Genomic DNA, 25,435 nt, shown 5'->3' with positions numbered 1-25,435 from the left:
CCGCATCAGCCGGGACCGGCGCAGCACGCTGCGCAAACGCGTTTTTGTGCTGGCCGGGGAATCCGCTAGAGTTCAACACGTCGCCGGGACGCGAGAGCGGACCGAAACGACAGGCGGACGTAGCTCAGTTGGTAGAGCGCAACCTTGCCAAGGTTGAGGTCGCGAGTTCGAGCCTCGTCGTCCGCTCGAAGGAACCAGGGGTTTTCCCGATCCCCTGCACTCCTGGTGGAGTGGCCGAGAGGCGAGGCAACGGCCTGCAAAGCCGTCTACACGGGTTCAAATCCCGTCTCCACCTCCAAGGACGATTAGCTCAGCGGGAGAGCGCTTCCCTGACACGGAAGAGGTCACTGGTTCAATCCCAGTATCGTCCACTGGATCTCGGCCGCAGGGCCGTGCATCCGCCCCGCGCGATTAGCTCAGCGGGAGAGCGCTTCCCTGACACGGAAGAGGTCACTGGTTCAATCCCAGTATCGCGCACGCAGTGCCCGTGATCCTCGGATCACGGTCCCGAGGACGATTAGCTCAGCGGGAGAGCGCTTCCCTGACACGGAAGAGGTCACTGGTTCAATCCCAGTATCGTCCACACAGCAGAGAGCCCCGGCCGTTCCGTACGGCCGGGGCTTCTTCGTGCGCTCAGCTGGAGAAGAGCATGTGCGCCCAGCTCTTGTTGCCGTGGTGACCGTGCCCGCCGTAGTGCCCGCCGTGACCGCCGCCGTGGTGGCCGCCGCCGTGCGGGGCGCCCCAGGCCGGCGCGGGCGGGGCCGGGTACGCCTGCGGAGCCGGCGGCGGCATGGGCTTGGACCACTGCGCCTCCAGCTGGGTCAGCGCCTCCAGCTCGCCGTAGTCGAGGAAGATGCCCCGGCACCCGCTGCACTGCTCGATCTGGACGCCGTTGCGGTTGTAGGTGTGCATCGGCGCATGACACTTCGGACACTGCATGGTCGGCTCAACTCCTCGCCGGTAAAAACTGCTTCACGTTCTTCCAGGACAGACTCCGCCCGACCCCGGCCGGTTGCAGCCTACTTCGGGAAATCGCGCGCCAACCGGGCCGGACCAAGGGTCATTCCGGCGCCATCCGGGCACATGCGTCGATCAGGGACCGCTCCACCTCGTCCAGGGGGCGGTCCGCCGCGATCGCCTTCGCGAGGTAGCGGGCGCCGGTCTGGACGGTGAGGGCGCGGGCCGGGACGTCCAGGGCGGGCCAGGGGTCGCCGTCCTCCGGTACGGCCGGGCCGCCGGCCGCGCGGTAGGCGCCGAGAAAGCGGGTCCACTCGTCGGGCGGGAGGAGGCCGCAGGCGTACCAGGAGGCGGGGCGGGCGAGGTCCCAGGCGGGGTCGCCCATGCCGAGATCGTCCACGTCGATGAGGCGCCACGGGCCGTCCGGCGCCGGGTGCCGGACCAGTTGGCCGAGGTGCAGGTCACCGTGGCAGAGGGTGCGGGGGCGACCGGACTCGGGCGGCGCCTTCGCGCGGGCCCAGGCGGGCAGGGCGGACCAGGCGCGGAGGAGGGGCGGTGCGGCCGGGTGGGCGCCCGCGCCGGCGAGGACTTCCCGGAGCCGGGCCATCGCCTGGGCGGCCTTGGCGGGGCCCCGCATCGGGGGTGCGTCGGCGGAGGTGGGCAAGGTGCGGTGGAGCAGGGCGAGGAGGGTGGCGGCGGCTTCCCAGGGGGCGGCCCTGGGGGCCTCGGGGTCCACGGGGGCACCGTACGGCCAGAGGGTGACGGGGCGGTCGCCGACGAAGGCGGCGGGGGCTGGGGCGAGAGGCGGCAGGAAGACGTCGGGGAGGCCGGTGGCCATGTCCAGGCGGACGGCGAGGGCGGTGGGGTCGGTGCCGGGGGCGTGGGCCTTGGCGACGGTTGCCGCGTGCCGGAGGACCGTGGCGTCGGCGCGGTGCGCGAGGGTGGTGGTGGCCGCGCCGCAGCGGCAGGGGGTCGCGCCCGGGTGGGCGGCGGCTGTGACCTCGGCGGTCAGCCGGGGCAGTACGTCTGCGGTCATGGGGTCCCCCGGGAGGTGCGGCTGCGCTGAGGTGAGGGTACGTGGCTGCGGTGGGCCGGGGTTCGCAGGTGACCGGGGTGGAGGTCTGGGTACCGGGGTGTCGCTCGCCCGCGCTTGCGGGGTGCCTCCCCCCCGGCCTTCGGCCGAGGGCCCCGGCGCCCACCCGTGCCGCCCCAGCGGCACGACTGCCCGCAGCCAGGACCTGCCCCGTAAGGGGTGCGCGGAACTGCGCGATCAGCCCTCACCGGCGCCGCGGCCGGACAACGGCCGTAAGCCGCGGGAAAAAGCAATGCCGGCGCAGCTCCCCAGCTGCGCCGGCATTTTGCCGTCCGCCGCACCCCCGTCCCCACGGGGTTTCATGGGTGGATGTCCCCGCCCGGACCGCTCTTCCGGGCCTGGGGTCGCCGCTCAGCGCCCCAGCATCACTCCCACGGACGACGCCTGTGTGGCCACTGTCTCCCAGCCGTCGAAGACGACGAGGAGCAGGACCGCCAGGGGAAGGGCCATCAGCGTCGCCACCAGCGGGTGGCGACGGCCCTGCCGGCGGGGGCGGGTGGTGTGTGTCCGCTGTGCCGTAAGAGCCATGGTCCCTCTCCTGACCGTTCAGTTGTCGTTGGCAGCGGCGGGTGTCTGACCTCGGGGGACGAGTGCTGCACCCGCCGCTTGACCTCAAATCTAGGCGCGTGCCACCTCGCGGACGTCATGCCCTCGTACCGAATCGCGGGCCTCCGAGAGGATGAGCCGTGACCTGCGGTCTACTCCCCTGGGTGGAGACGGGCCCCGGGTCTCGTCCTACCCCTCGGGGTCTTCCCGGAGGGGGTGCCCGGTCCTTCCCGGTTTTTCCGAGCTGTCCTCTCGGGGCACCGGCTGCTCCACGAGGGCCAGGACCCGGGTCGCCATGAAGCGCGCGGTCCGGACGACGGTGCCGTTGCGCGTGACTTCGCTCACTTCCACCACCCCGCGCCGTACCGCTGTCTCCACCCGGCGGCCCGCCCGGCTCGCCACCACCTCGTACGTCCTGGTCGTGTCGCCGGCGTCCACGACTATCTCCACGCGGTCACCCTTCACAGCATCAATCCCCCTTCTGTGACGGCATGTTGGAGCAGACGGATACTCAAAGGCGCCGATAACGGAGCCTTCCTGACCACTCCTCAAGTCTCGCACCCGGCACTGACAATCCATCGGGCCGAGAGGGCGCGGCCTCTGCGCACGGGCGGCCCGGTAAACGTAAGCTGTGCCACGTCAGACGGACCGGGCAGCGGGGATGAACATGGCGATGATGCGCCTGAGGCGCGAGGACCCGCGCGTCGTCGGCTCGTTCAGGCTTCACAGAAGGCTCGGCGCCGGTGGCATGGGCGTGGTCTACCTCGGTTCCGACAAGAAGGGGCAGCGGGTCGCGCTGAAGGTGATCCGGCCCGATCTGGCGGAGGACCAGGAGTTCCGGTCCCGCTTCGCCCGTGAGGTCTCGGCGGCCCGGCGGATCAGGGGCGGCTGCACCGCGCGGCTGGTCGCGGCGGACCTGGAGGCCGAGCGGCCGTGGTTCGCCACCCAGTACGTGCCCGGCCCCTCGCTCCACGACAAGGTCGCCGACGACGGTCCGCTGGGCGCGGCCGACGCGGCGGCGGTCGGCGCGGCGCTCTCCGAGGGCCTGGTCGCCGTGCACGAGGCCGGGGTCGTGCACCGGGACCTCAAGCCGTCGAACATCCTGCTGTCCCCGAAGGGCCCCCGGATCATCGACTTCGGCATCGCCTGGGCCACCGGGGCCTCCACCCTCACCCACGTGGGTACGGCCGTGGGCTCCCCCGGGTTCCTCGCGCCCGAGCAGGTGCGCGGAGCGGCCGTCACGCCCGCCACGGACGTCTTCTCCCTCGGCGCGACCCTCGCCTACGCCTCGACCGGCGACTCGCCCTTCGGGCACGGCAGTTCCGAGGTGATGCTCTACCGCGTCGTCCACGAGGAGCCACACCTGCACGGCGTGCCGGACGCGCTCGCGCCGCTGGTGCGGGCCTGTCTGGCCAAGGACCCGGAGGAACGGCCGAGCACGCTGCAGCTGTCGCTCCGACTGAAGGAGATCGCCGCGCGGGAGGCGCAGGGGCTGGCCGACGTACGGCCGCCCGGGCCGCGTGCCGCGGAGGCCGACCGGCCCACCGGGCGGCTCGCCGACGGCTACTCGACCTACCCGGATGCCCAGCGCACCCAGCGCCGGCCGCAGCCCTCGCCGGGCGCGCAGGCCCGGGGCAACGCCCCCTCGCGCGGCGGCAGCGGATCGCGCCCGGCCGGCGGCGTGCCGTCCCGGCCGAACGGCGCCCGTCCCACGCCCGCCCCGCGCGGCAACGGCACCCGGCCCGGGACCGGGACCGGGAACCGGCCCGCCTCGCGCGGTGGCAACGGGCGTCCGGCGCCGCGTCCCACCGGGACCGGACGGCGGCCGGCCAATCCCCGGCTGCTGCGCCAGCGGCTGTTCGTGTTCGTCGTGGTGACCCTGCTGGTGGCGCTGGGGATCGCGCTGGCCCAGGGCTGCTCCGGGCCCGCCCGCGGGATGGGCGTGCCCGGTGCCGGTGGCGGTGCCGTGGCCGCGAAGGCCGTGGCCCTCAGGGAGTAGCGGGTCCTACGCCTCGGGGCGGCCGGCGGTCACCGCGTAGAAGGCGACCGCGGCCGCCGCGCCCACGTTGAGCGAGTCGACGCCGTGCGACATCGGGATGCGCACCCATTCGTCGGCGGCGACCAGCGCCTGGGTGGAGAGGCCGTCGCCCTCCGCGCCGAGCATCAGCGCGACCCTGTCCATCCGGTGCGGGGCCGCCTCGTCCAGGCTGCGGGCCTTCTCGTCCGGGGTGAGGGCGAGCAGCGTGAACCCGGCCTCGCGGACCGAGTCCAGTCCCTTGGGCCAGGTGTCGAGCCGGGCGTACGGCACGGAGAAGACCGCGCCCATGGACACCTTCACGCTGCGCCGGTAGAGCGGGTCGGCGCAGTCCGGGGACAGCAGCACCGCGTCCATGCCGAGGGCGGCCGCCGAGCGGAAGATCGCGCCGATGTTCGTGTGGTCGTTGACCGACTCCATGACGACGACCCGGCGGGTGGTGCGCAGCAGTTCGGCCGCCGTCGGCAGCGGCTTGCGCTGCATGGAGGCGAGGGCGCCGCGGTGCACGTGGTAGCCGGTGACCTTCTCGGCGAGCTCCGGGCTGACCGCGTAGACGGGGGCCGGGAGTTCGTCTATGACGTCGCGCATGACGTCGACCCACTTGGCGGACAGCAGCATCGAACGCATTTCGTAGCCCGCGTCCTTCGCCCTGCGGATGACCTTCTCGCCCTCGGCGATGAACAGGCCCTCGGCCGGTTCGCGCTTGCGGCGCAACTCGACGTCGGTCAGGCCCGTGTAGTCACGGAGGCGCGGGTCGTCGGGATCCTCAACGGTGATGAGATCGGCCACAGGGTGATACTGCCTTGTCCTGGGTGGGGTGCCAATGGTCTGGAGCGGGTTGTGTTACCCGGGGTTACGCCGATGCCCTTCAGGACCCCGCCGGCGGGCCGACGTTCACGACCTCGCCGATCACGATGACCGCGGGGGGTTTCACCTCCTCGGCGCGGACGACCTCCGCCACCGTGGCGAGGGTCGCGTCGACCCGGCGTTGAGCGGCCGTCGTGCCTTCCTGGACCAGCGCGACAGGGGTCTGCGGGGACTTCCCGTGCGCGACCAGGGTCTCGGCGATCTTCCCGATCTTGTCGACGCCCATGAGGACGACGAGGGTCCCGGTCAGCTTCGCGAGGGACGGCCAGTCGGCCAGCGAGCGCTCGTCGTCCGGGGCGACGTGACCGCTGACCACCGTGAACTCGTGTGCGACGCCCCGGTGCGTGACGGGGATGCCCGCGGCGGACGGTACGGAGATCGAGCTGGAGATGCCGGGGACGACCGTGCAGGGGATGCCGGCCTCGGCGAGCGCCTGGACCTCCTCCATGCCCCGGCCGAAGACGTAGGGGTCGCCGCCCTTGAGCCGTACGACCGACTTGCCCTGCTTGGCGTGCTCGATCAGGGCGTTGTTGATGGCCTCCTGGGCCATGTAGCGGCCGTACGGGATCTTCGCGGCGTCGATCACCTCGACGTGCGGCGGGAGTTCGGCGAGGAGGTCGCGGGGGCCGAGGCGGTCGGCGATGACGACGTCGGCGGCGGCCAGCAGGCGGCGGCCGCGGACCGTGATCAGATCGGGGTCGCCGGGGCCGCCGCCGACCAGGGCGACGCCGGGGGTGCGGGTGCGGTGGTGGGGGGCGACGAGGGTGCCGTCACGCAGGCCCTCGACGACGGCGTCCCTGATGGCGGCGGTGTGGCGGGGGTCGCGGCCGCGTGCGTCGGTGGTGAGGACGGCGACCGTGACGCCCTCACTGTGGCCGGTGGCCGGGGTCCAGGCGGTGGCCTGGTCCGCGTCGTCGGAACGCACGCACCAGACGCGGTGGCGCTCCGCTTCCGCGGAGGCGGCGGTGTTGGCGGCGGGGTCGCTGGTGGCGATCAGGGCGTACCAGGCTTCGCCGAGGTCGCCGTCCTGGTAGGGGCGCCTCTCCCAGGTGATCTCGCCGGCATCGGCCATCGCCTCGACGGAGGGAGTGGCCTCGGGGGACACGAGGGTGATGTCGGCGCCTGCCGCGATGAGGGCGGGGAGGCGGCGCTGGGCCACCTGGCCACCGCCGAGGACGACCACGCGGCGGCCTGAGAGGCGGAGGCCTACGGGGTAGGCGGGGTGTTCGGCCATGAGGAGGCGGCTCCCTGTTGGTGGCGGTGCTGCGATGCCCTGACGTGCAGATTTTACGGGGCCGGGGTTCGGGGCGGCTCAGGTGTCCGGTGGCTGGGCTGCATGGCCGGGTGCTCGGCAGTGGGTGGTTGTGCCCACCCGTTCCGCCCTGCGGAACGCCTGCCCACAACCACCGTTCGGCCGACGAGGAACCCGGCGCTGCCGTCCCGCGGCCAGAGCCCTCAGCCGGCAGAATTCGACGCACCCGCCTTGCGGCAACGGGCGACCGGCTTCCCGCCACCAACGGTCAGCGGCCAAAGGCAGCGACCGACCATCGACGCCCCCCGACCGGCGGCCGGCCGCTGACCGGCGGCAGTCGGCACACCCTGACCGCAGCCGACCGACCACGGACGACCGACGACCGACGGCAGGCGACCGACCAGCGGCGATCCGGCCGGCGGGGGCAACCAACCACCGTCGGCCGTCGTACGTACGTCGGTGACTACTTCTCCGTCACGCCCGCCGAGTCGAACGTCGCCACCTCGTGCATGGCCCGTGCCGTGCTCTGGACCAGGGGAAGCGCGAGCAGGGCGCCGGTGCCCTCGCCCAGGCGGAGGTCGAGGTCGACCAGGGGGCGCAGGCCCAGCTTGTTCAGGGCTGCGACATGGCCGGGTTCCGCGCTGCGGTGGCCGGCGATGCACGCGGCGAGGACCTCGGGAGCGATGGCGCGGGCCACGAGGGCGGCGGCGCCGGCGCTCACGCCGTCGAGGATCACCGGCGTGCGCAGGGACGCGCCGCCCAGCAACAGGCCCACCATCGCCGCGTGTTCGAACCCGCCGATCGCGGCCAGGACGCCGATCGGGTCGGCCGGGTCCGGCTGGTGGAGTTCCAGGGCGCGGCGGACCACCTCGGTCTTGCGGGCGAGGGTCTCGTCGTTGATGCCGGTGCCGCGGCCGGTGACCTCGGCGGGGTCGGCGCCCGTGAAGACGGAGATCAGGGCCGCGGACGCGGTCGTGTTCGCGATGCCCATCTCCCCGGTGAGGAGCGCCTTGTTGCCGGCGGCCACCAGGTCGCGGGCCGTCTCGATGCCCACCTCGATGGCCTGCTTGGCCTCCTCGCGGGTCATCGCGGGGCCGGTGGTCATGTCGGAGGTGCCCGCGCGGACCTTGCGGGGCAGCAGGCCCGGCGTGGCGGGCAGCTCGGCCGCGACGCCGACGTCGACCACGCAGACCTCGGCGCCCACCTGGCTCGCGAACGCGTTGCAGACCGCTCCCCCGCCGAGGAAGTTGGCCACCATCTGGGCGGTGACCTCCTGCGGCCAGGGGGTGACGCCCTGGGCGTGCACTCCGTGGTCACCGGCGAAGATCGCGACGGCGGCGGGCTCCGGGATCGGCGGCGGGCACTGCCGGGACAGGCCGGAGAGCTGCGCGGAGATGATCTCCAGCATGCCGAGCGCACCGGCCGGCTTCGTCATCCGCTTCTGCCGCTCCCAGGCCTCGCCGAGCGCCTTGGCGTCCAGCGGGCGGACACTGGCGACGGTCTCGGCGAGCAGGTCGTGCGGGTCCTCGCCGGGCAGCGCGCGGCGGCCGTACGTCTCCTCGTGGACGACCCACGACAGCGGGCGGCGCTTGGACCAGCCGGCCTGCATCAGCTCGGGCTCGTCCGGGAACTCGTCGACGTAGCCGACGCACAGGTAGGCGATGACCTCGAGGTGCTCGGGCAGGCCGAGGGCGCGGACCATCTCGCGCTCGTCGAAGAAGCTGACCCAGCCGACGCCGAGGCCCTCGGCGCGGGCGGCGAGCCAGAGGTTCTCGACGGCGAGGGCGGCGGAGTAGGGCGCCATCTGCGGCTGGGTGTGCCGGCCGAGGGTGTGGCGGCCGCCGCGCGTCGGGTCGGCGGTGACGACGATGTTCACCGGGGTGTCGAGGATGGCCTCGATCTTCAGTTCCTTGAACTGCTTCGCGCGCCCCTTGGGGAGGGACTTGGCGTAGGCGTCGCGCTGGCGCATGGCCAGTTCGTGCATCGAGCGGCGGGTGTCGGCCGAGCGGATGACGACGAAGTCCCAGGGCTGGGAGTGGCCCACGGAGGGCGCGGTGTGCGCGGCCTCCAGGACCCGCAGCAGCACCTCGTGCGGGATCGGGTCGCCGCGGAAGCCGTTGCGGATGTCACGGCGCTCGCGCATGACCTTGAGGACGGCCTCGCGCTCGGCGTCGTCGTAGGCGGGCGCGGCCGGGCCGGTGGACTGACGTGCTTCTGCCACGGGGGCCGTGCTCTCTTCCTGGTCGGCGGCCCTGGTGTCCAGGTCCTCCGCTTGCTGTACGACGTCGGGGTGCTCCGGCAGCGGAGCGGGTTCGGCCTCACGCGGGGCGGGGACGGTCGCGGCCTGTCCGGGCAGGGACGGTCCGACCTGGTCCTGGGTGGGGAGGACCAGCGGGTGGGGCGGGGTGGGGGCGAGGTGCGGGGTGGTCGGCACCTGGCCGTCGACGGGGACGAACTCGCCGAGCGGGTGGTCCGCGGCCGGTTCCGCCGGGGCTTCCTCGGGAGCGGGCGCCGAGCCCTGCGTCTGCGGGCCGGCGAGGGGGGCGTCGACCGGCTGGGCGGCCTCGACGGGGTGCGCCTCGGGGGCCACGGACTGCGGCGGTACGACGGCCGCCGCGGGTACGCCGGCACCGACGGACGGCCCGACCGGCTCGCCGTCCGGGACGACGGGCGCGGGGGCCACCGGGACGTAACCCTCGGCGGCGGCCTCCTCGGGCGGCACCGGCACGGCGGCCACCGGCTGGACGGCCTGGACGGGCTCCGCCTCGACGGCACCGGTCACGACGGGCCCGGTCACGACGGGCCCGGTCACGACCGGCTCGGTCACGACCGGCTCGGTCACGACGGCCTCCGCAGCCGGGACGGCACCTGGCACAGCGGCTTCCGGCACGACGACTTCCGGTACGACTACTTCCGGTACGACGACTTCCGGTACGACTACTTCCGGCGCGGCGGCCTCGGCCACGACCACCTCGGCCACGACCACCTCCGGTACGACCGCCTCCGGTGCCGGACCCGGCTCGGGCGCGGCCTCCGCGGCCTGCTCCACCGCGGCCGGTGCCGCGGGCTGCTGCTCCGGCGCGGCCACCACGGCCCCGGCGGCCGGCCCCGGCTCCGCGATCCGGTGACCGGTCTCCTCCGGCAGCGGCGGGACACCGCCGTCCACGGTCTCGTCGGCTTCGGGAGCCTGCGCGGCCTCCGGACCCACGGCAGGCACCGGAGCCGCGGCGACGGGCACCGCCTGCACCGGCACGCCGTCCGCTTCCTGCGGAGCCTGCGGGACCTCGGCGGTCCCGGCAGCGTCCGGGAACTGCGGGGCCTGCGCCGTCCGGGCGCCCTCCGGTGCCCGTACGGCCTGCGGCGCCACCGGGGCGGCCACCGGTTCGGCGACCGGCGCCGGAACGCCGCCGTCGAGCGGCTGGGCGGCGCCTTGCGGCTCGCCCGCGGGGCCGGTGACCGTGGCCGCCGTGGTGAGGCGGGCGACGGCCGCCTGGGCAGCGCCGGCCGGGTCGGGGAGACCGGGTTCGTGGGCGGCCACGGGCTGCGGCTGCGGCTCGGGTTCCGTGGCGACGGGAGCGGCGACGGGAGCCGCGACGGCGACCGTCTCCGGTACCGCGCCGACCGGAGCAACCGTTTCGGCAGCCGGGGCCTGTGCGGCCACCTGTGCCACCGGAGCAGCCTGCGGGACGGTCTGCGAGAGCGGCTGCGGCGCGCCCCAGGGCGCGGCGGACTGCGGTACCGCCTCGTGGAGCTGCTGGACGTCGAGGTACTCGGGACCGGCCGCCGGCACCCCCGGCTGCCGTACCGGTGCGCCGGCCGGGCCGCGGTCGGCGAGGGAGCGGACCGGGCTGGTGGAGGCGTCGGGGATCGGCGGCCCGAGGTGCAGCGGACGGCGCGGGGCCGGGGCGGCCGCCGGGTCGTGCGGCACGGAGAGGATCGGGGACGCCGGTACGGAGTTGGGCAGCCGGACGGCGGTGAGGTCGACCGAGCCGCTGTCCCGGCCGCCCGTCTCGTGCGGGCCGGGTTCGTGGACGGTCTCGACGACCGGCTCCGGGGCCGGCGGCGGCACTTCGTTCCCCCAGGCGCCCTGGGCGCCGGGGAGCAGCAGGTCCTCTTCGTCCTCGGCAGGCGACTCGGAGAGGTAGGTGTACGTGCCGTGCGCGGTGACGCCCGGCTGTTCCACCATGCCTGCGCTCTCCGGCAGTCCCTCGCCCGGGACCTGGCCGGTGTCCGTCATGCGTACCCCTCGCCCATCGGTTAGTGCCTTCTACGACCTGCTCGCCCGGGGCGGCGCACCGACCGCCCCGCAGTGAAGAACGAGCGTGCGTGCCCAGCGGCACGAACGACCCGCCGGAAAAGGCGACAAAGCCATTCAGTGGCATTGTCCCGGCCGTCCGACCGTCGCGACAGCATGATCCGCGACAGCCCGCTGTGGACTGCGCCACGTTGCGCGTCCCCGGTTCTGCCGTACCACACCCGCCCCAAAAGAGGCGCGTTTTCCGGACATTGACGAACAGATTTCCGGGCCACCGGTGCGGTGCAGCGATCGGCCAGCCTACCGCGCGCAGTATGACAACAGGATCACGGGGCGCGCTCGGGCAGAACACCGCTGAGCAGGAACGCGACGTTCCGCTCGGTCTCCGTCCAGGCCCTGGTGTCCAGTTCGACGGACTGCAGCAGGGCGCACTCGACCTGGTATCCGTGCTCGGTCAGGTCGCGCCCGACGAGTTCGGCCGCGTCGCGGGTGGCGGCGTGGGTGACGATGCGCTGCGGGCGGCGGTCGGCGACCGCGTTGACCACGGCCGCTCCCCCGCCGCCGACCCGGACCACGTCGGGCTCGGGCAGGTTCTCCAGCACGTGCGGCGCGGCGCCGTGCACGATCTGGAGCTGGACGCCGAACTTCCGGGCGGCCGCATCGCTGCGCACGCAGGCGGGCAGGTCCCGGTCGACGGCGATGACGGCGGCTCCGGCACGCGCGGCATCGGTGGCGAACGCGCCGCTGCCGCACCCGATGTCCCAGACGAGGTCGCCGACCCGGGGCCCCAGCCGGGCGAGTTGGGCGGCCCGCAGCAGATCCGTTTCCCCTTCGCCGAGCGGGGCACCGTCGCCGTACTCCGCGTCGGGCAGCACCCAGCCGCGCGGGCCGGCCGCCGGATCGCGGCCGGCGATCCAGCCGCCGCCCTCGGGTGCCGGCACCGCGCCGGTGGTACCGCCGATGACGATGACCACGTTGGGGTCGCGCCAGGCGTGGTCGGCGGCCTTGTCGGAGGTGACGACGTGCACCTGCTCGCGCTCGGTGCCGAGTTCCTCGCAGATGACGAAGGTGCGGTGGACGCCCTCCATGAGGAGTCCGAGTTCGGCGGGTCCGGCGCCCGGTGAGGTGAGGACGGCGACCTTGGTGTGGGCCCGGCACACATTCACCGCGCGTCGCAGGGTGCGCCGGTGTGCGACGACCACCTGGGCGTCGTCCCAGGGCATCCCGGCGCGGGCGAAGGCGGCGGCCACCGAGGAGACGGCGGGGACGACCTCGACCTCCAGGCCGAACTCGGGTGCGCGCAGGGTCCGTACGACGCCGAAGAAGCCGGGGTCGCCGTCGGCGAGCACCACGGCGGTGCCGCGGTGGCCGGCGACGCGGCGGGCGGCGAGGGCGACGCTGCCGAGGCGGATGCGTTCGGCGCCGGGCGGCACCTCGGGCAGGGCGAGATGGTGGGCAGCGCCCGCGACGAGCGTGGCGGCGCCGAGTGCGCCGCGCCCTGCAGCGGTCAGGGGCGAGCCGTCCCAGCCGATCACCGTGACCCGGTCGGCCATCGTCGTCAGTCTCCAGGGTTTTCGCAGGTCGTCAGTGTCCGGGCCCGGCGGGCGGGCTCCGTGAGGGTACCTGGTGGAGGTGTCCGGCGTGCGACGGGGCGAGTCCCGCCGCCGTCAGTTCCAGGAGGTGAAGCCGTCGCTGCCGGCGAGTTCCTCACCCGCGCCCTCCAGGTCCTCCGGGAGCAGGCTCCACACGATGTAGTCGCTGCGCACGTCCGCCCAGGTGCCGTCCTCGGTGCGGACGTGGACTATGCAGGCGTTGCGCAGGACGCCCTCGCTGATACAGCCGATCTTCTGTGCCACCTGCTGTGCGGCGGCGTTGTCGGCGGCGGTGCGCAGTTCGATGCGCTCGAACTTCTGGTCGCCGAGCAGCCACTGGGCGGTGGCGAGCGCGGCCTCGGAGGCGTAGCCCTCGCCCCTGGCCCAGGGGGCGATGATGTACGACAGGCCGGTCGACCTGATGTGCCAGTTGGTCCTGGCGAGCCGGACGACGCCGACCAGGCGCTGGGTGAGGAACTCGGTGACGGCGAGGTCGAGCCCCCGGCCGGCGAGCCGCTCGGCCGGGGCGTGCTCGGTGATCCAGCGCCGGGCGGCGTCCTCGCTGTACGGCTGCGGGACGCTGGTCCAGGCCGCCACCTGCTCGTCGTTCATCATCTCGGCCAGTGCGGGCACGTCGTCCTCGTCGAGGGGACGCAGCACCAACCGCTCCGTGTTGATGGAGATGTTGGGGAAGGTGCTAGTCATGCGCCGCTCCGTAACCTTCGGAAATCCTTCAGGGCCAAACCGTCAGGGCCTACGAACTGCCCAGCATGCAGCATGAAACCACTGAACCGCACGACGGGGTCCTCCCGCGGTGAGCGAGTGGACCCCGTGCGTGGCGATACGCCGTATACGTGCCGTCAGAAGGACGGGATGACCGAGCCCTGGTACTTGTCCTCGATGAACTTCTTCACCTCGGGCGAGGTGAGCAGCTTGGCGAGCTTCTTCACCCGTGGGTCCTTCTCGTTGCCCTTCTCCACCGCGAGGAAGTTGCCGTAGGGGCTGTTCTTCGCGGACTCCAGGACGAGGGCGTCCTTGGCGGGCTTGATGCCGGCCGAGATGGCGTAGTTGCCGTTGATGACCGCGGCGTCCACGTCGTCCAGGGAGCGCGCGGTCTGGGCCGCCTCGACCTCCTTGAACCGGAGGTTCTTCGGGTTCTTCGCGATGTCCTGCGGGGTCGCCTCGCTGCCGGCGCCGTCCTTGAGGGTGATGAGCCCGTTGGCGGCGAGCAGCTTGAGGGCGCGCGCCTCGTTCACCGCGTCGTTGGGGACGGCCACCGTCGCACCGCTCTTCAGCGCGTCGACGCTCTTGACCTTGTGGGAGTAGAGGCCGAGCGGCTCCAGGTGCACCGTGACGACGGGCACGATGTGGGTGCCGCGCTTCTTGTTGAAGTCGTCGAGGTACGGCTTGTTCTGGAAGTAGTTGGCGTCCACCGAGCCGTCCTCGGTCGCCGTGTTCGGCGTGATGTAGTCGGTGAACTCCTTGACCTCCAGGTCGAGTCCGGCCTTCTTCGCCAGGTTGTCCTTGATGTAGTCGAGGATCTCGGCGTGCGGGGTCGGGCTCGCGGCGACGACCAGCGGCCCGCTGTAGTCGCCGGAGCCGGAGGCGGAGTCCTTGTCCGAGCCGCAGGCGGTGAGCCCGAAGGTGAGGGTTCCGGCGGCGAGGACGGCGGTGGTGAGCTTGGCGGTGTTACGCACGAAAAGTGCCTTTCCTTAAGGGTGGAGCGGCCCCGCGGCGGGTGGTGCGGGGAGTTCTGGGGATGGGGAGGGGCGGCTCAGACGGTCTTGCTCGTGGCGGTGGACGCCTTGAGCAGCCGGAGCTTCGGCACCGGGCCGGACTGGCCGCCGCGGCGGTGCAGCGAGCGGGCCGCGTAGTCGCCGGCGAACTGGATGACCGAGATGACGACGGCCAGGATGGCGACCGTGATCCACATCAGTTCGGTCTCGAACCGCTGGTAGCCGTAGCGGATGGCGATGTCGCCGAGGCCGCCGGCGCCGACCGTGCCGGCCATGGCGGAGTAGCCGATGAGGGCGACGATCGTGGTCGTGGTGGAGGAGATGAGCGAGGGCAGCGACTCGGGTACGAGGACCTTGCGTACGACGGTCCAGGTGTTGCCGCCCATCGCCTGCACGGCCTCCACGAGACCGCCGTCCACTTCGCGGACAGCCGTCTCGACGAGACGCGCGAAGAACGGGATGGCGCCGATGGCGAGCGGCACGATGGCGGCCTCGCGGCCGATGGTCGTCCCGGTGATCCAGCGGGTGAAGTTCATCAGCGCGACCATCAGGATGATGAACGGCATCGAGCGCGCGACGTTCACGACCTGACCGATGACCTTGTTGGCCAGTACGTTCTGGAGCAGCCCGCCCCGGTCGGTGAGGACCAGCAGGACGCCGAGCGGAAGGCCGCCGACGACGGCGATCAGCGTGGACCAGCCGACCATGTAGAGCGTGTCCCAACACGCCTGGGACAGCAGCGGCTGCATCTCGGACCAATCAGTCCAGGTCACTTGGCACCGTCCTTCACCAGCACGGGCTCCTGGCCCAGTACGTCGATCTGCAGGCCCTGCTCGCGCAGGAAGCCGATGGGCACCACGTTGTCCTCGTAGCGGCCGGGCAGTTCGATGCGCATCCGGCCGATCTGGAGGCCGCCGACGGTGTCGATGGCGGCGCCGAGGATCGATATGTCGATGTTGTAGGTGCGGGAGAGCTGGGAGATGACCGGCTGGGTGGCGGTCTCGCCGTGGAAGGTGACGTCGAGGACGGTGCGGTCGTCGCCGGACGCGTCGCCGCCGACCGGGAAGAGCGCGGCGGCCAGTTCGGAGCCTGGTGTCGCGAGCAGTTCGCTGACGGTCCCGTGTTCGACGATGCGGCCGCGTTCCATCAGGGCGGCCGAGTCGCAGACGGCCTTCACGACGTCCATCTCGTGCGTGATGAGCAGGACGGTCAGGCCCAGCTGCCGGTTCAGGTCGCGCAGCAGCTGGAGGATGGAGCGGGTGGTCTCCGGGTCGAGGGCGCTGGTGGCCTCGTCGGAGAGCAGCACCCTGGGGTCGCCGGCCAGGGCGCGGGCGATGCCGACGCGCTGCTTCTGGCCGCCGGAGAGCTGGGCCGGGTAGGCCTTCGCCTTGTCGGCGAGCCCGACGAGGTCAAGCAGCTCGAGCGCCTTGCGGGAACGTTCCTTCCCTGACTTTCCGAGGATCTCCAGCGGCAGCTCGATGTTGTCCTGGACGGTCCGGGAGGACAGCAGGTTGAAGTGCTGGAAGACCATGCCGATCCGGCTGCGCGCCTGCCGCAGCTCCCGGCCGGCCCGGGGGCCGCGGCCGGCGAGGGCGGTGAGGTCCTGTCCGTCGACCGTCACGGTGCCGGTGGTGGGGCGCTCCAGCAGGTTGACGCAGCGGATGAGCGAGGACTTGCCGGCGCCGGACTGGCCGATGACGCCGTACACCTCGCCTTCGCGGACGTGCAGGTCGACGCCGTCGAGGGCGGTGACCTCTCGGCCGGGCGAGCGGTGGGACCGATAGATTTTCGTCAGGCCCGTGGTGGTGATCACGTGGGTTTCCGTCACTGTCGAGTGCGCGGGCGTGGGTGTGCCCGGGCGCACGGGTGCGTTCGTTCAGGACGCGGCACGGTTCTCGCAGCAGCGCTGAACCGGGGAGAACATGTGCGCGGGGGCGGCTTGCGTCACGTACGGGCGTCGTCGCGCCGTACGGACATGCCACCGGTCTCGCTTCGGGGCGCGAGCTCTGGGGTGGTGCGGGGGCCCTCTAGAAGGCGCACATTCGACACATACAACGAGCACCGGGCGTCATGGTCGCCTCGGTCGCAGGGGTGCGGTCGCTCGTCGTGGTCATGCGATCAGTAAACCAGACCTACGGTCCTGACAGGCCGCCGCTGTCCGCATACTGGACAGCGGCGGACATCTGTCAGCCGCGGGCCGATATCTCGATGCCCTGGTCGGTGACCAGTGCGGACAAGGCCGAGAGGTCCTTCACCACGAGGTCCGCGGCCAGTTCGTGCGCCTGGTGGGTTGTGGCCAAGGCCACGGTGGTCATACCGGCCGCGCGGCCCGCCTGGAGTCCGGCGGGGGCGTCCTCGAAGACCACGCAGTGCGCCGGGTCGACGCCGAGCTGCCGGGCGGCGAGGAGGTAGGGCTCGGGGTCGGGCTTGCCACGGGTGATGTCGTCGGCGCAGACCAGCGTCTTCGGCCGGATCCCGACCGCCTCCAGGCGGGCCTCGGCCAGGCGGCGGGTGGCAGAGGTGACGACGGCCCACCGGTCGGCCGGGAGCGAGTCCAGGAAGGCGGCGGTGCCGGGGAGCAGGTGGACGCCGTCGTTGGGCACGTCCTCCACCTCCAGCTGCTCGACCCGGGCGACGGCTTGCGGCACCAGGTCCGCCGGGAGCAGGTCGGCGACGATGTCCGCGGCGGGCCGTCCGTGCAGTTCGACGCGGGTGAACTCCTCGGTGACGCCGTACTCCGCCGCCCAGCGGGTCCAGCAGCGGTCGACCGATGCGAGAGAGGAGACCAGGGTGCCGTCGTTGTCGAACAGGAGGGCTTGTGCGTGGATCGTCATGGTCTCGACCCTACGGTGTACGACAGGGGCGACGGCATCGGGCCGATTCGGCCGTAATAAGGTCACCGCATGCTCAATGCCCTGCTGACGGTGACCGGAGTCGCCGCGCTGCTGCTCGCCGCGTGGTGCGGCTGGGCGGCGTACCGGGACCAGCCGACGAAGGACTGGCACTTCATCGGGATGGCCGTGGTGTCGGTGCTGGCGGCGATCCAGCTGATCGCCGGGATCGTGCTGCTGGCGCGGGGCGAGAAGCCGGACCAGGGGACGACGATCTTCGTCGCCTACCTGCTGGGCGCCTTCGCCTGCGTGCCGGCCGCGGGGTTCATGTCGCTCGCCGAGCGGACCCGGTGGGGTTCCGTGACGGTCGCCGCGGGCGGTGTGGTGCTGGCCGTGCTGGAGGTGCGGCTCCATGACATCTGGGGAGGGTGAGATGACGGCCGTGGAAGAGAGGCCGAAGCGGCTGACCAGTGGGCCGGGGACGCTGCTGGTCTGGTTCTACGGCGTGATGGTGGTCGGGGCGGTGTCGCGATCCGCCTACCAGATCGCGACCGAGTTCGACCGGGCGCCGCTCGCGTACTCATTGTCCGCCGTGGCCGGGGTGGTGTACGCGTTCATCACGTACACGCTGGTGCGGGGCGGCGAGACGGCCCGCAGGGTGGCGCAGGTGTGCTGCGCCGCCGAGCTTGCGGGGGTGTTGATCGTGGGGACGTGGACCGTTGTCGACGCCTCCGCGTTCCCGGATGCGACCGTGTGGTCGGACTACGGGATGGGGTACGTGTTCATTCCCGTGCTGTTGCCGATTTCCGCGTTGTACTGGTTGCGGAAGGGCGCCCGGGAGGCGGGGGCCTGAGGAACGTGCGCGACCGACGGTGCGTTGTGGCTGGTCGCGCAGTTCCTCCCCCGCCTTCGGCCGGGGGTACCCCCAGCGCCCCTGGGTCAGTTGTCAGGCCGTCGTTGCGTAGGTACTGGCCGGCTTCTCCAGGACGATCATCGGGACGCCGTCCGCGCCCTTCGAGGTGCCCACCGTCTCGTAGCCGACCCGGCGGTACAGGCGGAGGTTGCCCTCGCTGCGGTGGCCGGTGAAGAGGCGGAACCGCTTGGCGCCGCGCTCCTCCTCCAACGCGGCCTCGGCGGCGCGGAGCAGCCTCGCGCCGATGCCGTGGCCCTGGAGGCGGGGGTGGACGCACAGCTTGCCGATGGCGGCGGCCCCGTCCTCGGTGACCGAGCCGCGGACCGAGCCGACGACCTCCTCGCCGAGGCGGGCGACGAAGACGCAGTCGGTGGCGAGTTCCTGGCGGACCGAGTCGAGGCTCTGGACGAGCGGGTCGATGCGGTAGTTGCCGTACAGCGCCGCCTCACTCTGGAAGCACAGGTACTGGAGCCTGAAGATCTGCTCTGCATCCTGCTCGGTCGCCACCGAGATGGTCACGCTCATGCCCATGTGCGCACGCCTCCCGCTCACCTGATCGCCTGTCGTTCTCACTCCTATCCCCGCGCTTCGCGGGGCGCAACCTCCGGCGTCAACAATCGGCGCAGACAACCCAGACATCTGGAGCGTTCCGGGCCGAGACTGCCCTGTGAGATACCCAACTCCCCCGCGATTTCCCGGTATGTCAGGTCCCTCGGGGAGAGCAGGGCCTGCAGGAGCCGGGGGCAGCGGCCGGGGAGGCGGGCGACCGCCTCGCGCAGGGCGCGGTGGCCGGCGGTGGCGAGGACCCGTTGTTCGGGGGTGGGCGCGCCGGGGTCGGCGGGGTCGGTGGCGTAGGGGTGTTCGCGGCGGGCGGTGCGCCGGGAGCGGCGGGACTCGGTGCGCACGGCCCGGCGCAGCCAGTCCTCCGGGGCGCTGGGCGGGCCGTGGGTCTCCAGCCGCTCCAGGAGGCGGAGCCAGACGGTCTGCTCCAGGTCACGGGGATCGCCGCCGCCGGCATGCGCCTCGGCGGCGGCCTCGGCGGTGAGCAGCGGGCGCAGAGCGGCGACCAGGTCGTTCCTCATGTGCACAACGACGCCGCCGCCCCGGCACGGGTTGCCGGGGCGGCCGGGAGACCCCCCGAAGGGGGTGCGGGGGCTCAGCCGTTGACGAAGTCGGCGCGGGCCAGCAGGGCGGTGTCGGCGTTGTCGGTGAAGACGCCGTCGATACCGGTCTCGAAGTACTTCCGGAAGACCGGGAAGACGTTGCCGTAGGCGTCCGCGTCGCTGCCGATCCGGTAGGCCGGCGGCAGGAAGGGGTTCTCGTTGCGCATGGTGTAGGGGTGCAGGATCAGGCCCACCTTGTGCGCGTCCGCGACCAGCGTGCTCGGCGTGGTGAAGTCGCCGTTGGCGTCCTTCGGGATGATCAGGTCGACGGTCGGGCCGATGCCCTGCGCGTAGCCGGCGATCTCCCGCAGGCCCTTCGGCGTGATCAGGTCGGCGACCGTGCGCGGGTCGCCCGTCGCGACGAAGTCGTAGGGCTGGGTGTTGGCGGTGGAGAGCAGCACGACCAGCGGGTTGTCTATCAGCTTGTTGAGACGCTGGATGCTGGTGGGCTCGAAGGACTGGACGATGACCGGCGAGTTCCGCTTGTCCTTGCCGTACTTGCGCAGCAGCTTGGCGATCCGCTCCTCGACGCCGAGGCCGAGCCTGCGGAAGTAGGTGGGGTGCTTGGCCTCCGGGTAGATCCAGACCTGCTTGCCGCGCTTGCGGGTCTGCTCGTCCTGCCACTTGAGGACTTCCTCGAAGGTGGGGATCTCCCAGCGGCCGTTGTAGAGCGTGTTGTGCGGGCGGTTGGCCGGGATGCGCTCGATCGCGCGCAGCGTCTTCAGCTCGGCGAGCGTGAAGTCCTCGGTGAACCAGCCGGTGGTGGGGACGCCGTCCAGCGTCTTGGTGGTCCTGCGGTCGGCGAACTCGGGGTGGTCGGCGACGTTCGTGGTGCCGCCGATCTCCGGCTCGTGGCGGCAGACCAGGTGGCCGTCCCTGGTGGGGACGAGGTCGCCCGCCTCGACGACGTCGGCGCCGAGGTCGAGGGCGAGGTTGTAGGAGCCGAAGGTGTGCTCGGGGCGGTAGCCGCTGGTGCCGCGGTGGCCGATGATCGTCGGCTTCGGCAGGCTCTTCAGGCCGCCGCCGTGGCCGGCCTGGCCGGCCTCGGCCGCTCTGGCGGCGCCCGGCAGTCCGAGGACCGCACCGCCGGCGCCGAGCACCGCGGCGCCGAGCAGCGCCCGCCGTCCGGTCGTCCCGTTCATCTGCGTCCGCTCGTTCGAGTCATGCGCGTCCATGAGCGCCCTCCTGACCTTCGCCCTCTGATGCCGGCTGATCGTAGGACTGCACATGTGACCGAAGGGAGACCGCCGACCCAACGGCCGGGTGACGCCGTATGGCCGGTGAACGGCGGGTCATGACGGTCCGTCGGCGACATCCGTCACATCGCCCGGGCTCCTGACGACCTGACTTCGGGGCGTCACCGCAGGTAAACCAGCGTCAACAGTACGTAAGACCTCGGTGAACCGGCCGCTCCCGATGTGCGCTTCCCGTGGAGCCGCGAGTAATGTCCTCACCTGCACAGACTCATACCGCCCCTCGACATCGGAGGACCCGTTGTCCCGCTTCGCGTTCATCAAGGCAGCGCTCGGACCGATCATGCGCTTGATGTTCCGCCTCCGGGTGGAGGGCGTGGAGCACATCCCGGGGGACGGGCCGGTCATCCTCGCCGGCAACCACCTCACGTTCATCGACTCGATGATCCTGCCGCTGGTCAGCAAGCGGCAGGTGTTCTTCATCGGCAAGGACGAGTACGTCACCGGCAAGGGCCTCAAGGGCCGGCTGATGGCCTGGTTCTTCACCGGCGTCGGCATGATCCCGGTGGACCGGGACGGCGCCAGCGGTGGCGTCGCCGCGCTGATGACCGGCAAGCGGATCCTGGACGAGGGCCGGATCTTCGGGATCTACCCGGAGGGCACCCGCTCCCCCGACGGCCGGCTCTACCGGGGCCGTACCGGCATCGCACGGCTGACGCTGATGACCGGCGCGCCGGTGGTGCCGTTCGCGATGATCGGCACGGACAAGCTGCAGCCGGGCGGCGCGGGCATCCCGCGGCCCGGCAAGGTCACCGTCCGGTTCGGCGAGGCCATGGAGTTCTCCCGGTACGAGGGGATGGACCGGGACCGCTACGTGCTGCGGGCCGTGACCGACTCGGTGATGGCCGAGGTGATGCGGCTGTCCGGGCAGGAGTACGTGGACATGTACGCCACGAAGGCGAAGGCCGCCTGACGGGGAGGAACGGCGCGGCACTCGTTCGGCGCAAGGGCGTGGACCCGTGGTCCGCGCCCTTCTGTCTGCCATCCGCCTGACACCCGTCCGGCGTCCGCCTGCCGGTGGAAATTGGCCCGACACATCGTTCGTTCATCCACATTTACCGCCCATATGAGCACACAGCATGTCTTATTCAGATATGCAGAAACCTTCTCGGCGTACCCTGCTTCGTGCTCCGTTCGCTGCCGCCGGCGCGGGACTCCTCGCGGCATGTACCGACTCGGGCTCAGAACCCCGTTCCGGCCCGCAACACACGGCGGGCACCTCGGCGTTCGTCCCGCAGGGGCCCAAGGGGTTCGTCAACCCGTCGGGCCCGGAGGTGCTCGCGACCGAGCGGAAACGCGGGTCCGGCCCCGTCCGGATGATCAAGTTCACGGCTGCCAGGAGCATGCTGGACCTGGGCGGCCGAACGGTCCACAGCTGGGCGTACAACGAGTCGGTCCCCGGGCCGCTGGTGCGCGTCACCGCTGGTGACGTCCTCAGTCTGACCCTCTCCAACCAGCTGGCCGAGAAGACCACGCTGCACGCGCACGGGGTGCGCCTGCGCTGCGACATGGACGGCGTGCCGGACCTGACCCAGCCGGCCATCGCGCCGGGCACGGACTTCATCTACCGCTTCGTCGCCGCCCACCCGGGGACGTACCTGCTCCACTCGCACGTCGGCATGCAGCCCGACCGGGCGCTGTACGCGCCGTTCATCGTCGACGACCCGAAGGAGCCGCTCGCCTACGACCAGGAATGGGTGGTCGTCCTGGACGACTGGGTCGACGACATCGACGGCTCCAGCCCCGAGCAGGTGCTCGACCAGCTCAAGCCGGGCGGGTCCATGGCGATGCACATGGGGATGGGCATGGGTCCCGGCCCCGGCAGCCCGAGTCCGCACGGCTCGGCGCACGCCTCCGCGTCGCCGTCCAGGTCCGCGTCCAAGTCCGCGTCCAAGTCCGCGTCCAAGGGCAGGTCGAAGGCGCCGACCGGCGTCGACCGGATCCTGCGCAACTCCCACAGCGAACTGCTGCACGGCGAGGGAGGCAACGTCGCCTACCCGCACTACCTGGCCAACGGGCGGCTGCACACCGACCCCTCGGTCTTCCGCTGCCGCCCCGGCGACCGGGTCCGGATCCGGATCATCAACGCGGGCTCCGAGACGGCGTTCCGGGTGGCGCTCGGCGGCCACGAGATGACCGTGACCCACACCGACGGCTACCCCGTGCAGCACAAGAGGACCGACGCGCTGCTCATCGGCATGGCCGAGCGGTACGACGTCCTCGTCACCGCCAAGGACGGCGTCTTCCCGCTGGTCGCGCTCGCCGAGGGCAAGAAGGGCAGGGCACTCGCGGTCCTCCGCACCGACAAGGGGAGAAACCTTCCGGCGCCCGATGTCCGACCGCCCGAGCTGGACCGCGAGATCGTGCCGGCGCGCCGTCTGCTGCCGGCCGAGTCCGTCGCCATGGACGACCGGGTCCCCGACCGCGACCTGCTCATCCGGATCACGGGCACGATGCAGAGGTACGACTGGGGGTTCGACCACAAGCAGTACGACGTGCGGCAGCGGCATGCGGTGCGGGCCGGTGAGCGGGTGCGGCTGACGCTCGTCAACGCGACCGACATGTGGCATCCGATGCATCTGCACGGGCACACGTTCTCGGTCACCGGGATCAGCTCGGCGGGGGCGCGCAAGGACACCACGATCGTGCTGCCGCATCGCAAGCTGGTGCTCGACTTCGACGCCGACAACCCCGGGTTGTGGATGCTGCACTGTCACAACCAGTACCACTCGGAGAGCGGGATGATGACGGTGCTGGGTTACCAGAAGTGATTCGGGATGCTTCGGCGGTCCTTCGGGCGCGGGTACTTCGTGGTTGATCGCGCGGTTCCTCCGCCGGCCATCGGCCGGGGTACCCCCGGCGCCCCTCAGGGGGCGCTCTCCAGCCGTTGGCCCCGGAGCAGGAACCAGGCCGCCACCGCCGTCGCCAGCAGGACCGCGGCGCCCGCGCCCGAGGCCAGGTGGAGGCCGTGGGTGAAGGAGTCGCGGGCCGCGCTCAGCATGTCGGCCGCCGTGGGTGCGGGCATGGCCTTCGAGGCCTCCAGGGCCGCGCCCAGCGACTCGTGGACGGCGGCCGGGGTGCCCGGCGGGGCCGTGAAGCCGCGGTAGACGCCCGTCACGATCGAGCCCAGCAGGGCGATGCCCAGCGCCGCGCCCAGTTCGTACGCCGTCTCGGAGACCGCCGAGGCGGCGCCGGCCTGGTCCTTGGGGACGCTGGAGAGGATGACGTCGGCCGTCACCGTGAAGGAGAAGCCCGCGCCGACGCCGACCACCAGGAGGGCCGCGCCGAGGACCGGGTAGCCGGTGGACCGCGAGAGGGTGGTCAGGACCGCGAGGGCCACGCCGACGGCCGCCAGGCCGCCGGAGACCACCGCCCGCACCGAGTAACGGCGGGCCGCCCGGCCCGCCACCAGGCCCGCCGCCACCGCGCCGACCGCGGCCGGCACCTCGGCGAGGCCCGCCTCGAACGGGTGCCTGCCCTGGACCAGTTGCAGGAACTGGGAGAGGAAGAACACCAGCCCCGACATGCCGAGCACGGTCAGCAGGTCGGCCAGGACCGCGCCGCTGAAGCCGCGGTTGCGGAACAGCCGCATGTCCAGCAGGGGCCTGGGCATGGTGAGCTGGCGGCGGACGAAGCCGTGGAGGGCCGCCACGCCGAGCAGGGCGGTGGCCGCGGTCACGCCGGTGAGGCCGTGGGTCGCGGCCTCCTTCACCGCGTACACGACGGCGATCATGCCGACCAGTGACAGGACGACGCTGATCAGGTCCCAGGGGCCCGGGGCGGGGTTGCGGGACTCCGGGAGCGTCCTGAGGCCGACGAGGACCAGGACCACCATCACGGGCAGGTTGATCAGGAAGACCGAGCCCCACCAGAAGTGTTCGAGCAGGAAGCCGCCCACGATCGGGCCGACGGCGGTGCCGGCGGAGGCCGCCGCGCCCCAGATGCCGACGGCGAGGCTGCGCTCGCGCGGGTCGTGGAAGAGGTTGCGGATCAGGGCGAGGGTGGCCGGCATCAGGGTCGCGCCCGCGACGCCCAGCAGGGCGCGGGCCGCGATGAGCGTGCCGGGGGTGGTCGCGTACGCGTTCAGGACGGACACCGCGCCGAAGGCCGTCGCGCCGACGAGCAGGATCCGCTTGCGGCCGATGCGGTCGCCGAGGCTGCCCATCGAGACCAGCAGACCGGCGATGACGAACGAGTAGACGTCGCCGATCCAGAGCAGCTGGGTGCCCGAGGGGTTGAGGTCTTCGCTGATGTAGGGGGTCGCCAGGCCGAGGACGGTCGCGTCGACGGCCACCAGCAGCACGGCGAGCACGAGGGCGGAGAGGGCGAGCCAGCGGCCCGGCCGCCTCTCCTCCGCCTCCGCCACGGGCGCCGGCTGCACGGTGCTGGTCATGGTTCCTCTCTTCGTCGTGCGCCGCCGAGCAGCAGCTCGACGATCATGTGGGTGAAGTCCTTGGGGGCGACGCGGCCTTCGGAGACCGCCCAGGCGGCGGAGGCCAGCAGGCCGTACAGCGCCTCGGTGAGCCAGGTGGGCGTGAGGTCGATGCGGAACTCGCCGGTCTGCTGGCCGCGTCGGAACAGGGCCGCGATGCGGTCGTCGATCCGTGTCCAGCCCTGGTTCTGTCCCTCGCCCTCGAACAGCTGGTTCTCGGTGTAGAGGAAGGCGAGCAGACCGGCGGCCGGTTCGATCGCGCGGACCAGACGGTGCACGGCGTCGGCCGCCGGGCCCTCGTCCAGGCGGGCCGCGTCCAGGGCCGCCTCGCACTCGGCGATGCCGAGCGCCTCCAGCGCGCGGACGAGCGCGTCCCGCCCGGCGAAGTGCCGGTGCAGGGTGGCCCGGCTGATCCCGGCGGCCTTGGCGACCTCGTCCATGGTCGCGGTGGACTTCCGGGTCAGCAGGGCGGCTGCGCTGCGCAGGACGTGGTCACGGTCGAGAGCCATG

At 72.2% G+C, this 25,435-nt stretch carries 23 protein-coding genes and 5 tRNA genes; 10 read left to right on the top strand and 18 right to left on the bottom strand.

Translation table 11 applies throughout. The annotated features are described in order from the left end of the window. Nucleotides 1-113: 113 nt before the first annotated feature. The 5 genes from AB0472_RS04035 (at nucleotide 114) to AB0472_RS04015 (ending at nucleotide 583) form a co-directional block, all read left to right on the top strand. Nucleotides 114-186, top strand: a tRNA-Gly gene (locus AB0472_RS04035). Between the two features lie 38 nt (nucleotides 187-224). Further along, nucleotides 225-298 (top strand) — tRNA-Cys (locus AB0472_RS04030). Nucleotide 299: 1 nt separating this feature from the next. Next, nucleotides 300-371 (top strand) — tRNA-Val (locus AB0472_RS04025). Nucleotides 372-405: 34 nt separating this feature from the next. Further along, nucleotides 406-477: transfer RNA gene (locus tag AB0472_RS04020), tRNA-Val, on the top strand. Nucleotides 478-511: 34 nt separating this feature from the next. Beyond that, nucleotides 512-583: transfer RNA gene (locus AB0472_RS04015), tRNA-Val, on the top strand. A 50-nt stretch (nucleotides 584-633) separates the two neighbouring features. Here AB0472_RS04015 and AB0472_RS04010 read toward each other — a convergent pair. From AB0472_RS04010 to AB0472_RS03995, 4 genes are all read right to left on the bottom strand, one after another. Beyond that, nucleotides 634-939, bottom strand: coding sequence for a zf-TFIIB domain-containing protein (locus AB0472_RS04010; RefSeq protein ID WP_366353165.1), 306 nt, complete (start codon nucleotides 937-939; stop codon nucleotides 634-636). A gap of 121 nt (nucleotides 940-1,060) precedes the next feature. Then, on the bottom strand, nucleotides 1,061-1,993 hold the full coding sequence (locus AB0472_RS04005) for a phosphotransferase (protein WP_366353163.1): 933 nt from the start codon (nucleotides 1,991-1,993) through the stop codon (nucleotides 1,061-1,063). Between the two features lie 408 nt (nucleotides 1,994-2,401). After that, complete coding sequence (locus tag AB0472_RS04000) at nucleotides 2,402-2,578, bottom strand: hypothetical protein (protein WP_123978469.1); 177 nt, start codon at nucleotides 2,576-2,578, stop codon at nucleotides 2,402-2,404. 207 nt (nucleotides 2,579-2,785) lie between these two features. Then, the gene (locus tag AB0472_RS03995) at nucleotides 2,786-3,061 is read right to left on the bottom strand and encodes a hypothetical protein (RefSeq protein ID WP_093505273.1); all 276 of its coding nucleotides are present in this window, start codon (nucleotides 3,059-3,061) and stop codon (nucleotides 2,786-2,788) included. Between the two features lie 196 nt (nucleotides 3,062-3,257). On the opposite strand from AB0472_RS03995, the gene AB0472_RS03990 reads away from it, so the two are divergent. After that, the gene (locus AB0472_RS03990; protein WP_366353461.1) at nucleotides 3,258-4,595 is read left to right on the top strand and encodes a protein kinase; all 1,338 of its coding nucleotides are present in this window, start codon (nucleotides 3,258-3,260) and stop codon (nucleotides 4,593-4,595) included. A gap of 6 nt (nucleotides 4,596-4,601) precedes the next feature. Here the strand turns inward: AB0472_RS03990 and AB0472_RS03985 are convergent, their stop codons facing one another. The 9 genes from AB0472_RS03985 to AB0472_RS03945 form a co-directional block, all read right to left on the bottom strand. Beyond that, entirely contained in the window at nucleotides 4,602-5,420 is an 819-nt protein-coding gene (locus AB0472_RS03985; protein ID WP_217550512.1) for an RNA methyltransferase, read from the bottom strand. A gap of 79 nt (nucleotides 5,421-5,499) precedes the next feature. After that, complete coding sequence (gene cobA / locus AB0472_RS03980; protein ID WP_366353160.1) at nucleotides 5,500-6,732, bottom strand: uroporphyrinogen-III C-methyltransferase; 1,233 nt, start codon at nucleotides 6,730-6,732, stop codon at nucleotides 5,500-5,502. Between the two features lie 481 nt (nucleotides 6,733-7,213). Then, nucleotides 7,214-10,987, bottom strand: coding sequence for a nicotinate-nucleotide--dimethylbenzimidazole phosphoribosyltransferase (gene cobT / locus AB0472_RS03975; RefSeq protein ID WP_366353158.1), 3,774 nt, complete (start codon nucleotides 10,985-10,987; stop codon nucleotides 7,214-7,216). A 344-nt stretch (nucleotides 10,988-11,331) separates the two neighbouring features. Then, the gene (gene cbiE / locus AB0472_RS03970) at nucleotides 11,332-12,558 is read right to left on the bottom strand and encodes a precorrin-6y C5,15-methyltransferase (decarboxylating) subunit CbiE (protein ID WP_366353156.1); all 1,227 of its coding nucleotides are present in this window, start codon (nucleotides 12,556-12,558) and stop codon (nucleotides 11,332-11,334) included. 114 nt (nucleotides 12,559-12,672) lie between these two features. Next, nucleotides 12,673-13,302, bottom strand: a complete 630-nt coding sequence (locus tag AB0472_RS03965; protein WP_366353154.1) for a GNAT family N-acetyltransferase — start codon at nucleotides 13,300-13,302, stop codon at nucleotides 12,673-12,675. A 155-nt stretch (nucleotides 13,303-13,457) separates the two neighbouring features. Beyond that, complete coding sequence (locus AB0472_RS03960; RefSeq protein ID WP_366353152.1) at nucleotides 13,458-14,294, bottom strand: MetQ/NlpA family ABC transporter substrate-binding protein; 837 nt, start codon at nucleotides 14,292-14,294, stop codon at nucleotides 13,458-13,460. 77 nt (nucleotides 14,295-14,371) lie between these two features. Continuing rightward, on the bottom strand, nucleotides 14,372-15,082 hold the full coding sequence (locus AB0472_RS03955) for a methionine ABC transporter permease (protein ID WP_366353459.1): 711 nt from the start codon (nucleotides 15,080-15,082) through the stop codon (nucleotides 14,372-14,374). A gap of 20 nt (nucleotides 15,083-15,102) precedes the next feature. Beyond that, nucleotides 15,103-16,146: an ATP-binding cassette domain-containing protein gene (locus tag AB0472_RS03950; protein WP_366353150.1), complete on the bottom strand. Its 1,044-nt coding sequence runs from the start codon at nucleotides 16,144-16,146 to the stop codon at nucleotides 15,103-15,105. 373 nt (nucleotides 16,147-16,519) lie between these two features. Further along, on the bottom strand, nucleotides 16,520-17,167 hold the full coding sequence (locus AB0472_RS03945; protein ID WP_366353148.1) for an HAD family hydrolase: 648 nt from the start codon (nucleotides 17,165-17,167) through the stop codon (nucleotides 16,520-16,522). A 69-nt stretch (nucleotides 17,168-17,236) separates the two neighbouring features. On the opposite strand from AB0472_RS03945, the gene AB0472_RS03940 reads away from it, so the two are divergent. Both AB0472_RS03940 and AB0472_RS03935 read left to right on the top strand, forming a co-directional pair. Then, on the top strand, nucleotides 17,237-17,596 hold the full coding sequence (locus AB0472_RS03940) for a hypothetical protein (RefSeq protein ID WP_366353146.1): 360 nt from the start codon (nucleotides 17,237-17,239) through the stop codon (nucleotides 17,594-17,596). Then, complete coding sequence (locus AB0472_RS03935) at nucleotides 17,577-18,017, top strand: hypothetical protein (RefSeq protein WP_366353144.1); 441 nt, start codon at nucleotides 17,577-17,579, stop codon at nucleotides 18,015-18,017. The genes AB0472_RS03940 and AB0472_RS03935 overlap by 20 nt, the downstream gene beginning before the upstream one ends. A gap of 93 nt (nucleotides 18,018-18,110) precedes the next feature. On the opposite strand, the gene AB0472_RS03930 is transcribed toward AB0472_RS03935, so the two are convergent. The 3 genes from AB0472_RS03930 to AB0472_RS03920 form a co-directional block, all read right to left on the bottom strand. After that, nucleotides 18,111-18,608, bottom strand: coding sequence for a GNAT family N-acetyltransferase (locus AB0472_RS03930; RefSeq protein WP_351958829.1), 498 nt, complete (start codon nucleotides 18,606-18,608; stop codon nucleotides 18,111-18,113). Between the two features lie 44 nt (nucleotides 18,609-18,652). Then, the gene (locus AB0472_RS03925) at nucleotides 18,653-19,159 is read right to left on the bottom strand and encodes a sigma-70 family RNA polymerase sigma factor (RefSeq protein WP_366353142.1); all 507 of its coding nucleotides are present in this window, start codon (nucleotides 19,157-19,159) and stop codon (nucleotides 18,653-18,655) included. 74 nt (nucleotides 19,160-19,233) lie between these two features. Next, complete coding sequence (locus AB0472_RS03920; protein ID WP_366353140.1) at nucleotides 19,234-20,415, bottom strand: glycerophosphodiester phosphodiesterase; 1,182 nt, start codon at nucleotides 20,413-20,415, stop codon at nucleotides 19,234-19,236. 319 nt (nucleotides 20,416-20,734) lie between these two features. Here AB0472_RS03920 and AB0472_RS03915 point away from each other — a divergent pair, with 319 nt between their 5' ends. Together AB0472_RS03915 and AB0472_RS03910 are read left to right on the top strand one after the other, a co-directional pair. Then, a complete protein-coding gene (locus AB0472_RS03915; protein WP_366353138.1) occupies nucleotides 20,735-21,406 on the top strand; it encodes a lysophospholipid acyltransferase family protein in 672 nt (223 codons plus the stop codon). A gap of 181 nt (nucleotides 21,407-21,587) precedes the next feature. Next, complete coding sequence (locus AB0472_RS03910) at nucleotides 21,588-23,264, top strand: multicopper oxidase family protein (RefSeq protein WP_366353136.1); 1,677 nt, start codon at nucleotides 21,588-21,590, stop codon at nucleotides 23,262-23,264. 95 nt (nucleotides 23,265-23,359) lie between these two features. On the opposite strand, the gene AB0472_RS03905 is transcribed toward AB0472_RS03910, so the two are convergent. Both AB0472_RS03905 and AB0472_RS03900 read right to left on the bottom strand, forming a co-directional pair. After that, complete coding sequence (locus AB0472_RS03905) at nucleotides 23,360-24,886, bottom strand: MFS transporter (protein WP_366353134.1); 1,527 nt, start codon at nucleotides 24,884-24,886, stop codon at nucleotides 23,360-23,362. Then, nucleotides 24,883-25,434, bottom strand: coding sequence for a helix-turn-helix domain-containing protein (locus AB0472_RS03900; RefSeq protein WP_366353133.1), 552 nt, complete (start codon nucleotides 25,432-25,434; stop codon nucleotides 24,883-24,885). The genes AB0472_RS03905 and AB0472_RS03900 overlap by 4 nt, the downstream gene beginning before the upstream one ends. Nucleotide 25,435: the final 1 nt, after the last annotated feature.

Origin of the sequence: Streptomyces sp. NPDC086777 (genome assembly GCF_040702065.1) — a bacterium.
Lineage (GTDB): Bacteria > Actinomycetota > Actinomycetes > Streptomycetales > Streptomycetaceae > Streptomyces.
The sequence above is the reverse complement of the archived record's forward strand: the minus strand, read 5'-3'. Positions and strand labels throughout refer to the sequence as shown.

Coding starts and splice junctions, on each gene's coding strand:
- AB0472_RS04010 (WP_366353165.1), bottom strand. CDS start 939: ATGCAGTGTCCGAAGTGTCATGCGCCGATGCACACCTACAACCGCAAC.
- AB0472_RS04005 (WP_366353163.1), bottom strand. CDS start 1,993: ATGACCGCAGACGTACTGCCCCGGCTGACCGCCGAGGTCACAGCCGCC.
- AB0472_RS04000 (WP_123978469.1), bottom strand. CDS start 2,578: ATGGCTCTTACGGCACAGCGGACACACACCACCCGCCCCCGCCGGCAG.
- AB0472_RS03990 (WP_366353461.1), top strand. CDS start 3,258: ATGAACATGGCGATGATGCGCCTGAGGCGCGAGGACCCGCGCGTCGTC.
- cobA (WP_366353160.1), bottom strand. CDS start 6,732: ATGGCCGAACACCCCGCCTACCCCGTAGGCCTCCGCCTCTCAGGCCGC.
- cobT (WP_366353158.1), bottom strand. CDS start 10,987: ATGACGGACACCGGCCAGGTCCCGGGCGAGGGACTGCCGGAGAGCGCA.
- cbiE (WP_366353156.1), bottom strand. CDS start 12,558: ATGGCCGACCGGGTCACGGTGATCGGCTGGGACGGCTCGCCCCTGACC.
- AB0472_RS03965 (WP_366353154.1), bottom strand. CDS start 13,302: ATGACTAGCACCTTCCCCAACATCTCCATCAACACGGAGCGGTTGGTG.
- AB0472_RS03955 (WP_366353459.1), bottom strand. CDS start 15,082: ATGCAGCCGCTGCTGTCCCAGGCGTGTTGGGACACGCTCTACATGGTC.
- AB0472_RS03945 (WP_366353148.1), bottom strand. CDS start 17,167: ATGACGATCCACGCACAAGCCCTCCTGTTCGACAACGACGGCACCCTG.
- AB0472_RS03940 (WP_366353146.1), top strand. CDS start 17,237: ATGCTCAATGCCCTGCTGACGGTGACCGGAGTCGCCGCGCTGCTGCTC.
- AB0472_RS03935 (WP_366353144.1), top strand. CDS start 17,577: ATGACATCTGGGGAGGGTGAGATGACGGCCGTGGAAGAGAGGCCGAAG.
- AB0472_RS03930 (WP_351958829.1), bottom strand. CDS start 18,608: ATGGGCATGAGCGTGACCATCTCGGTGGCGACCGAGCAGGATGCAGAG.
- AB0472_RS03925 (WP_366353142.1), bottom strand. CDS start 19,159: ATGAGGAACGACCTGGTCGCCGCTCTGCGCCCGCTGCTCACCGCCGAG.
- AB0472_RS03920 (WP_366353140.1), bottom strand. CDS start 20,415: ATGGACGCGCATGACTCGAACGAGCGGACGCAGATGAACGGGACGACC.
- AB0472_RS03910 (WP_366353136.1), top strand. CDS start 21,588: ATGCAGAAACCTTCTCGGCGTACCCTGCTTCGTGCTCCGTTCGCTGCC.
- AB0472_RS03905 (WP_366353134.1), bottom strand. CDS start 24,886: ATGACCAGCACCGTGCAGCCGGCGCCCGTGGCGGAGGCGGAGGAGAGG.
- AB0472_RS03900 (WP_366353133.1), bottom strand. CDS start 25,434: ATGGCTCTCGACCGTGACCACGTCCTGCGCAGCGCAGCCGCCCTGCTG.